This window comes from Mesorhizobium sp. M7A.F.Ca.US.006.01.1.1, from assembly GCF_003997935.1.
Taxonomy (GTDB): Bacteria; Pseudomonadota; Alphaproteobacteria; order Rhizobiales; family Rhizobiaceae; genus Mesorhizobium.
In genome coordinates, this window is the sequence record NZ_RZQL01000256.1 from 1 (window position 1) to 9,497 (window position 9,497).

The following is a 9,497-nucleotide window of genomic DNA, read 5'->3' on the forward strand; positions in this document are numbered from 1 at the left end:
ATTGGGCGATCTGGGGCGGCGGCACCTATAAGTTCAACGACAAAACCTCCTTCAATACCCAGATTTCCTATGACCAGGGCAAAAATCTCGGCATCGCGGCGAATGTCGCCTATACGATCGTACCCGGTTTCACGATCACGGCCGAAGTCGACTACCTCAACGCAGGCAAGTACGGGGCGGCCGATTTCAGCAACTGGACCGGCGCCGATAAGAAAAGCAGCATCGGCGGCGTTCTTCGTTTCCAGCGGTCGTTTTAGCGGATCGGCCGCACGAGGCTTGCATTGCCGTTGCGGACACCAGGCTTCGCTGATCCCGCCAGCATTGGCGAAGCGGAATACCAAACAGCACTCATCGGCGGCTCCTCCCAGAATGCGAAGGTCCGCACTCCCCGGATCGAAGCGTGCCGCCGATGCGAAGGGCGCCCCTGACCAAGGCGCCCTTCATTCTAGAGCGCAGAGCATTCAGACTGAATCAGCGGGATTGGCAACGTTAGCGACGACCCGTTGTCAGACATCTGGATTTGAATATCACGTTGGCGGATGTCGTTGCCTACAGAGCGGTACAGCGGGACTTCCACTGTCATTCCTCGTTCTTGATTGGGGAAATGGAAGACAAAGCTAGTTGCCGGAGAAACGAATGACGTTCGATTGAAAGATGTTGAAAAGCAATGGATTGTTCAGGTCGTCGAAAATGGCAAAATAACTCGGCCTTTATTCGACGCTTGAGCCGTGATCTCAGAATTGAGCGAATTGCCAACGCGCTGGAGCGCCGGTACAGCGAATAGCTACCTAAGACTCCTCTCTGTTCGGCGCGAGCCGAGTGTTACGACGCGGGTTCTCCTAAACGGCAGCCCGTCAGCAAGGATTCTAAGTTGAGGGAAGACGGTCAAGGCGGACGCACTGCCGCGCCACATCGTCAGTAATATTCTTGCTGGAGCGCGACGGCACCTTGGCAACGATTGTCCATGCTAGGAGCAGTATAGCCTTCTACGTCGTCGTCACGCCCGACGGCTTTTCGTTCCAGACCAGCGGCGTGTATCACGACGTCATTGTGAAGAGAGCCACCGGCTGGAAGTTCAAGTCCCTCACCGTGACACTGGACACCCCGCGCTGACTGGCAGCGGAACCGGCAGTGTCCTCGGAGGTATTATCAAGTGAGGCACGTCATGGGCCGCCCCTGATATCAGGGTGTCGATGAAGCCAAGCGCTTGGGCTCGACGAACTAAGCGCCTGAGGGGGCCCATCGTCCCTGGTTCTAGGGGTCGGCCGAGGTGTTTGTCATGCGGTGCCGGGGCTCCTGGGATGCGGGTTGTGCGCCATTATGAAGCGGATGGTGGGTTGGTGATGGGGCAGCAAATCTATGAGAAGGATCGCATGAACCCGGTCGACCCATCCGATCGGGTGGTTCTGGATGTAGCGCTTCTCAACCGCCATCCGGTTGCGATCGGCATCAGGTCTACATGCAGCCGACCTCGGCACTGACGGTCATACAGGGTTTGCCCGACCTACGCGGACCGGAAACGGAATACGTGCGGGAGGCGCATTGACGATCAGCCAATGAAGTGGCCGGTGCCGGCCGGAATGGCGCGCCGATCCACCCGAGCGCCTAGGGCGTTGATACGTTGACCGATCGGTCTGCCGTTGGACCTTCGGCGTCAATGCCCGGAGGCAATCCCTAGCTTCGGATAATCCACATAACCTTTGGCGCCTCCGACCTGGAAAGTCGGGCGGTCGAGCGGGTTCAATTCCGCCCTGCACCGGAACCGTTCGATGAGATCCGGATTGGCGATGAAAGGCTGCCCATACGCGACAGCGTCTGCTTCCCCGCTGGCGAGAACAGCTTCGCCGGTCTCTTGGGTAAAGCCCTCGTTCGCCACGAAAATTCCATGGTAGGCTTCCCTGATCGCCGGTGCAATGCGCGGCTCGGCCAGCGACTCGCGCCCTATCACGAACGCCAGGCTGCGGCTGGAAAGCGCGCGGGCCACATGCGTGAACAGGCCGAGGGGATCGGAATCGCCCATGTCCTGCGCGTTGCAGCGCAGGTTGAGATGCATTGCGACCCTATCGGCGCCCCACACGGACGTGACGGCATCGGTCACTTCGAGCATAAGGCGGGCGCGGTTGGCAATCGACCCGCCATAGGCGTCGTCCCGCTTGTTGGTGCTGTCCTGCAGGAACTGGTCGAGCAGATAACCGTTCGCGCCGTGCAGTTGCACGCCATCAAAGCCGGCCCGTTGCGCGTTCTCGGCCGCCAGCCGAAACTCCTCGACGATGCCGGGCAACTCTTCAATCGCCAGCGCTCGCGGCACAACGAAGGGCCGTTGCGGTCGTACCAGGCTGACGAAGCCGGCGGGACGGACCGCGCTCGGCGCTACCGGCAGTTCGCCGCCCAGGAACATGGGGTCCGAAATACGGCCGACATGCCAGAGCTGCAGCATGATCCTTCCGCCGGCGGCGTGTACCGCATGCGTGACGTGCTTCCATCCGTCTACCTGCTCGGCAGTCCAGATGCCCGGCGTGTTTGCATAGCCTACGGCCATCGGGCTAATGGCGACGCCTTCGGTGATGATCAGCCCGGCCGACGCGCGCTGGACGTAGTACTCCACCATCATGTCGTTGGGAACACGGGCCTCATCCGAACGCGCCCGCGTCATCGGCGACATGATAATTCGGTTCGGCAAGTCGAACGCGCCCATTTTTATGGGATCAAACAAACTAGGCATTGACTTACTCCTAAGGAAAGCGACGCGGGTCTCGGCGATCAACCGAAGCGGTCCAGCTTCCTGGTGATGTAAATCTGGATTGGAATAACAAGCGCGAGCAAGGCGCCGACCATCATCATCGAGAGCGAGGCGGCCTGCGGCTGATTGGGCTGTTCCCAGATCAGATAGATCGACGAGGAGACGACGACATTCGTCGATGTCAGCAGGATCAGCGGGAACGTCAAGTCGCGTGCGCTGTGCGCCACCACCCACAGCCAGGTGTTGAGGAGGTGCGGCCAGATGATGGGAAACACGATCAGCCTGAGCCCGGCGCCCCAAGAGGCGCCATGCACGGTCGCGGCATCCTCCAACTCCCTATGGATCTGGATCAGCGCGCCGTTCAACGTGCGCGTGCCGAAGGCCAGGTAGATCGTCATGTAGCCGATCACCAGCACCCAGATGGTGCCGTAAAGCGGCGTTCCCAGGAAGACCAGCAGGAAGGCGATGGCCATGACGATCGCCGGAACTGCCATGGGGCTGAAAGCCATGATATCGAGCAGCCGGCCGCCGACGCCCTTGGAGCGGACGGAAAACCAGCTAATCAGGCATGACAGCGTCACCACCAGTGTCGCACTCACCAGCACCACCACGACGGTGTTTGAAATCGCGCGTATGACCATCGAGTCGGACAGCACATTGCGGTAGGCGTCGAGGCTGGCCTGCCCGAGATCCGATAAGGTCGGCACCCGGTAGAACGGAAACAGGCTCGTCCAGAGCACGATCAGCAGCGGCATCAGCATGATGGCGAAATAAACCGATACGGCAATGACGGCGGGGATCTTCTGCGCGCCGAGCTTCGCCTTCTTAGGCCTGAAACCCTTTCCCGACACGGTGCGGAACCGCTCGCTCGCCCTGGTCGCGCGAAAATATGACATCATCAATAGAACCGCGAAACACAGCAGAAAGATGCCGAAGGCACTCGCCAGGCCGTAGTTGGGCACCCCGCTGTCAGGCGAGGCAAGCAGGAAGATACGCGTGCTCAGCACTGGAATTTGCGCAGTCATGCCGAGGATGAGCGGCAGGTCGAAGGTTTGCACCATCGCCATGGTGAGGAATATCCCGATCGAGAACAGACCAGGGCTCAACAGCGGCAGCGTGACGCGCCGCGCTATGCTGCGTCGCCCCGCACCAAGCACCTTGGCCGCGTCCTCGAGCACGGGATCCATGTTGCGCAGCAGTCCGCTGATCATGACGAAGCCGGTGGGCACCAGGCTCAGCCCGCTGATAAGGATCATCGCTATGAAAGAATACGGTGTGATCGTCGGAACGCCGGCACCGAACAGGCTGCGGAGCGCGACGTTGATGACGCCGTTGCCAGGATTGATGAGCAGGATCCAGCCGTAGCCAAAGACCAGCGGCGGGATTGCCATCCAGGAAAACATCAGGATGCGTATGATGGTGCGCCCCGGCAAGTCGGTGCGTTCCGTCAGCCATGCCAGCACACCGGCCAGCGCGACGCCGACGATAACGCTGCAAGCCGCATACACGAAGGTGTTGAACAGCAGACGCGCGGTGCCGACCTGCGAGAAGATGCTTTCGTAGTTTGCCGTGGAAAAGCTCAGACCCTGATAGGTCAAGGTTCCGGGCGGGCTGAGGGAGGTCAGCAGCAAAACGCTGAGCGGCCCACACACCAGCAGGAAGACGAGAAGGATCAAAATCCGACGCGTGATTGTCTGGACTGAAAACCCACGACCGGCTCCATCGCCCAGTTCCAGAGGTGTGGCTTGCACGCCAATCGTCATGTCAATTCTCGCTTTTTTGACGGTTGCTTTGCGGCATCTTGAGAAGACCGCTACGCCCAGCCGTCAGGCGGCCACAGGGATTTCGCGCATGCCGCGCGCCGGACGGAATCCGTCCTGGCTCACGACCACACAACGGTCGGATGGGAAGTCGACGCGCACCTGATCGTCCACCTTCACGTCGACGAATGGATCGATATAGACTCTGACCTCGCAGGAGCCGACGGCGATTTCCGCCTCGACCGTGTCGCCGAGGAAATGTAGCTGCCGGATCGTGCCGGTTCGGCTGTTGCCCGATTCCGCGCTTGCACATGGCAGGCGATGGACGGTGATGGCGCGCGGTCGCACCACGAGATAGACGCGGTCGTCATTCTTGAAGCGCGCCGGCACCTCGCAACGGATTTTTCCGACCTCCGTGTCGATGCAGCTGGAATCGTTTCCGACTACGCCGGAAATGAGGTTGCTGCGCCCCATGAAGTCGGCGGAAAAGGAAGTCGTCGGATGAAGGTAGATGTCGCGGGGCGAACCCATCTGCACAATCTGTCCGTCGCGCATCAAGGCGATGCCGTCGGACATGGACAGCGCTTCGGTCTGGTCGTGCGTGACAAAGATCGTCGTGATGCCCAGGCTCTTTACAAGCAAGCGCAGTTCGCTGCGCATCGACTCGCGCAGCTTTTCGTCAAGGTTAGACAGCGGCTCGTCCAAGAGCAGCAGCCGCGGCTCGTGCACAAGGGCACGCGCCAAGGCAATGCGCTGCTGCTGACCACCGCTCAGATGCGGCGAGGGACGGTCGGCATAGTCGCTGAGCTTCACCAGCGAAAGCGCCTTCATCACCTTGGGGCGCACGTCCTGTCTGGCGACTGTCACGTTTCCATGAAGCAACGGGAACGCGACGTTTTCGAACACCGACATGTGCGGCCAGATCGCATAGGACTGGAACACCATCCCAAGCCTGCGCTTATTCGCCGGCACCAGAACGTTCTGGGCGCCGGAATAGATGACCTTGCCGTCTACCAGGATTTCCCCCGATGACGGCGTTTCAAGGCCAGCAATGCATTGCAACGTCGTCGTTTTGCCGCAGCCGCTCGGTCCCAGCAAGGTGAAGAAATCACCTTGCTGGACTTCAAAACTGATCGGCTGGACCGCCTGCACAGTGCCGTACTTCTTGGTCAGGTTGCGAACGGACAGCATGGGAAACCTCATATTCCGGCAGATGGGCGGGGCGATGATAGTGGTCCCGCCGGACTGATCTACTTCTGGCCGCTCAGCATCAGGGTGATTTCGGCGCGAGCCTTGGCGCTGGCTTCCAAGTCCTGATCCGTCTTGAACGCGGTGCGCTTGGCGCCATGAGCGATACGTTCCTCCATCAGCTTGGACAACGGGCCTTCCGTATCCGCCGGGCTGGAAATCGGCTCATACTCAGCGGCAATCTTGTAGCCTTCGGCTGCGAACCAGGCCGTAAAAAGCCGTGCTGTGTTCGGGTGCGGCGCTGCATCAGGTACGAACAGGTGTCCATACGCGGCTGGGATGTAGTCGGCGAACAGCTTGAACTTGACTGGCTGATTGGCCCTCTTGGCCTGTTCGGCGTGATTGTAGAGGAAAATCCCGAAAGGCACCACGCCGTTCGAGACGTCCTGGCTAGCTGCTGCAGACCCGCGCGAATAAACCGGGTGATTATCTATAATCGACTTGGCAAGCGCGATCGTGCCATCATATCCTAGCACGTTGGTCAGCATAGGCTGCGGCGACAGGAAGAACGAGTTGTGGCCGAACTTGCCGCTCCATTTGGGATCGGCAAAATCGGTATATTTTTCCGGAACATCAGCATCGGCGATGAGATTGGGATTCCAGCCGACACCCCAGACGGCCTGGTAATATGGAATCGCTACACCCTTGAAGTCAGGGAACGTTTTGTCTTCCAGCGTCTTCAGCGCTGGAAACTGGGCGCCAAAAACCTCCAACCAGGGATATGGCTTCATGATGCCGGCTTTCAGCGCGACATTGACTTCCTCCTCGTTGCCGCCACCGACGATGTCTACGGTGACGTTTCCGCCTGCGGCTTCTGCGATGACGCGCGTGTTCGACGTCACCGGCGAATTCGGCACCCACTCAAGCTGGGTGTCGAGGCCAAACCGCTTGTTGAAGGCATCGATGAGGGCCTTCGTCGTTTCGGGCTTGGCGGGAGTAAGAACCCATGCGGTAAGCTTGCCTTCTTTTTTTGCGCCTTCGACGATCTGGTCAAATGTCGGCGCGGATTGTGCAACGGCGTTTTCTGCCACCAGCAAGGTGGCCAATCCGAACAGGATCGATGATAGTTTCATGTCTTCCTCCCATTGTTAAATCGAACAAGCCGGCGTGCCTACCGCGCCGCCGTCACCATGATCTCGACGTCGTATCCTTCCAGCACCATGGCGGCCTGAACGGTCGCTCTGACCGGAGGCTTTGCCCCGCCCAGCCACTTGGTCCACTCGTCGTTCATCTGTTTCCAGAACCCGACGTCCCGCATCCAAATCTGGGCGCTGAGTATCTTGGTATTGTCGGCTTCGACCTCGGCCAGGAGAGCGCTGATCTTCGCCAGGATCTGCCGGGTCTGGGCGCCAACATCAAGTCCCGGTTCGTCTGCGGTGAGGCCTGCTACGAACACCATGTTCCCGTAGCCGATGGCTTGGCTCATGAATTCGCCTGCCTGGATATGCTCAACTTGCATGGTGTCTCTCCAATGTTCGCCGGAACTCAGCTCCGGGCCTCTAGATAGCCGCCGTCACGGACGGCCTTCATCGCACTGCGGGCAGCTTCCATAGTGAAGTCGAGATCCAGGCTGCTGTGGACGGTCGAAAGATGCCACTTGCCGCCGCCCATCACGTGGACGTTGCGACGCATCATCTCGAGCGACAGCTGCACAATCGCCGCTCGGTTCGTCGCGGCAAGGTCGCGGGCGTTGCGGATCTCGGTTTCCGAGAACACCGGCTCCGCAAAGGCGGGATGGCCGATCATCTGGAACGGGATCGACAGCGAGCGGGCGATTTCCGTCAGCCCGTCGGCCAGCAGCCGACCGGAGGCTTCCAACTTGCGCGGGCCGTCCTCGTCCTCCAGCACTTCGAGTGTGGCGATGCCGGCCGCGCACGACAGCGGATTGCCGTTCAGTGTACCGCTGAACCAGATGGCGCGCTCGTCTTGGGGCAGGTTGCTGACCGTCAGCTCAAGTACGTCGCGGCGCCCGGCGATTGCGGCCAGCGGCAGGCCGCCGCCGATCACCTTGCCCAGCGTGCACAGGTCCGGCGTCACGCCATAGGCCTGCTGTGCACCGCCCATCTCCATCCGGAAACCCGTCACCATTTCATCGAAGATCAGCAGCGCGCCGGTCTGGTCGGCGATCTCGCGGAGCCCCTTTAGGAAGCCGGGCTGCGGCGGGATCGCGCGCTGCACCGGTTCCACGAGGATCGCCGCCAGATCCGCGCTGTTGTCGGCCGCTAGCTGCCGCGCCATTTCCAAATCATTGAACTCCCCGACGACGATCGTGTCGGCGATGGAGGCAGGAACGCCGGCGGAATCGGTGTGTGACAGACTATTATGGCCGAGTTTCGCGACGCGGCCGACCTGGGCGTAGTCGTGGTTGCCGTGATAGGCGCCCTCGAACTTCAGAATCTTCGTGCGGCCAGTGAATGAACGGGCGAAGCGCATCGCATAGGCCGTAGCCTCCGTTCCGGACGCTGTGAACCGAACCGCCTCCGCGCAAGGCACATGCCCATTGATCTTCGCCGCCAGTTCCAGGGCTCGCTCGTTGAGGATGTAGAAATGCGTTCCCAGGGCCGCCTGCCGCGCGACTGCTTCCACCACGCGCGGATGCGCGTGCCCTATGACCATTGGCCCCGAGCCCAGAACGTAGTCGACGAAATCGCGCCCGTCCCTGGCAATGAGATGCGAACCGGTGCCCCGCGCGGCGACGAAGCTCACATCGTCGGGATAGGCGTAGCCCCCGAGATCGTTACCGGGAATGATGCTGTGCGTTGGCTCTGGTGTCGTTTGGTTGTCCATGCCTGTCTCTCCCTGCTCGCCAGCCTCTCGCTTCGCTCCACCGGAGCATGCCACTGCCGAACCTCCCGGCTTGCAGTAGGACTTTATTGAGATGCCGTCAATATCCTTGAGTTGCGTTGATCTGCGGTTCTGCTGCTGGTTTCCGGCCTTTACCTATGTTGCCGGCTGCGCGGCCGTGGTGCGCCAGCGGCTGGATTCGGCAGTCGGCGGTGCGACCGGCGGGGCTATGGGTGCTCCCGCGCCGAAGGCGTCTGCGGGGGTGGAATAATGTGGTCAATGTTCCATGGGATGGAAACTCCGCCATCGACATAGACCAGTTGGCCGGTGACGAAGCGCGCCTCCTGCGAGCACAAGAACACTACTGGGTTTGCGATGTCGTCTGCTTCGCCGAGGAAGCCGACAGGAACTGTCTCGATGAAGTCCTGCTCTTTTTCCACGAGTAGCGACCGTGTCGGCGTTTTTGTGGGCCCTGGACCGACGCCGTTGCATGTAATGCCGAACGGCCCGCCTTCGCGCGCCAACGCGCGCATTAGGCCGACCACGCCCGCCTTGCTGGCCGCATAGGGCGCCTGTCCCCGGTAACCCGCGCCGAGCACGGCCGTGGAGGCGATGTTGACGATGCGTCCGTAGCGTTGCCGCTTCATATCGACCAACACATGCTTGGACATCAGGAAGGTACCGGTCAGGTTGATCGAGATCATCCGGTTCCAGTCGGACAGCGTGGTGTCCTCGACAAGGGCCGGACCGAAATAGGAGCTGATACCAGCCGCATTGACCAGAATGTCGATGCGACCGAATGCGTCCAACGCCCGAGCACGGACATTTGCCACCTGGCTTTCGTCCGACACATCCGTGTGCACGACGATCGCCGAGCCGGCCGGCAGCGACTGGACGACCTGCTCGCCGCTGCCGGCGTTCATGTCGACGATGACGCAGCGTCCCCCGCCACGTACGAAAAGGCG

At 60.7% G+C, this 9,497-nt stretch carries 9 protein-coding genes; 2 read left to right on the forward strand and 7 right to left on the reverse strand.

What is annotated here, in order from left to right:
* Positions 1 to 257 (forward strand): porin (locus tag EN943_RS30785; protein ID WP_206522840.1); only part of this gene is annotated, 257 nt, incomplete at its 5' end.
* 670 nt (positions 258 to 927) lie between these two features.
* Complete coding sequence (locus EN943_RS30790) at positions 928 to 1,113, forward strand: hypothetical protein (RefSeq protein ID WP_127415841.1); 186 nt, start codon at positions 928 to 930, stop codon at positions 1,111 to 1,113.
* A 541-nt stretch (positions 1,114 to 1,654) separates the two neighbouring features.
* On the opposite strand, the gene EN943_RS30795 is transcribed toward EN943_RS30790, so the two are convergent.
* The 7 genes from EN943_RS30795 to EN943_RS30825 form a co-directional block, all read right to left on the reverse strand.
* Positions 1,655 to 2,722, reverse strand: coding sequence for an alkene reductase (locus tag EN943_RS30795; protein ID WP_127415842.1), 1,068 nt, complete (start codon positions 2,720 to 2,722; stop codon positions 1,655 to 1,657).
* A 38-nt stretch (positions 2,723 to 2,760) separates the two neighbouring features.
* A complete protein-coding gene (locus EN943_RS30800) occupies positions 2,761 to 4,503 on the reverse strand; it encodes an iron ABC transporter permease (protein ID WP_127415843.1) in 1,743 nt (580 codons plus the stop codon).
* A 63-nt stretch (positions 4,504 to 4,566) separates the two neighbouring features.
* Complete coding sequence (locus tag EN943_RS30805) at positions 4,567 to 5,691, reverse strand: ABC transporter ATP-binding protein (RefSeq protein ID WP_127415844.1); 1,125 nt, start codon at positions 5,689 to 5,691, stop codon at positions 4,567 to 4,569.
* Between the two features lie 59 nt (positions 5,692 to 5,750).
* Complete coding sequence (locus EN943_RS30810; RefSeq protein WP_127415845.1) at positions 5,751 to 6,821, reverse strand: ABC transporter substrate-binding protein; 1,071 nt, start codon at positions 6,819 to 6,821, stop codon at positions 5,751 to 5,753.
* 38 nt (positions 6,822 to 6,859) lie between these two features.
* On the reverse strand, positions 6,860 to 7,174 hold the full coding sequence (locus EN943_RS30815; RefSeq protein WP_245476040.1) for a RidA family protein: 315 nt from the start codon (positions 7,172 to 7,174) through the stop codon (positions 6,860 to 6,862).
* Between the two features lie 59 nt (positions 7,175 to 7,233).
* Positions 7,234 to 8,535: an aminotransferase class III-fold pyridoxal phosphate-dependent enzyme gene (locus EN943_RS30820; RefSeq protein WP_127415847.1), complete on the reverse strand. Its 1,302-nt coding sequence runs from the start codon at positions 8,533 to 8,535 to the stop codon at positions 7,234 to 7,236.
* A 224-nt stretch (positions 8,536 to 8,759) separates the two neighbouring features.
* On the reverse strand, positions 8,760 to 9,497 hold a 738-nt coding region (locus EN943_RS30825; protein ID WP_164778465.1), incomplete at its 5' end, for an SDR family NAD(P)-dependent oxidoreductase.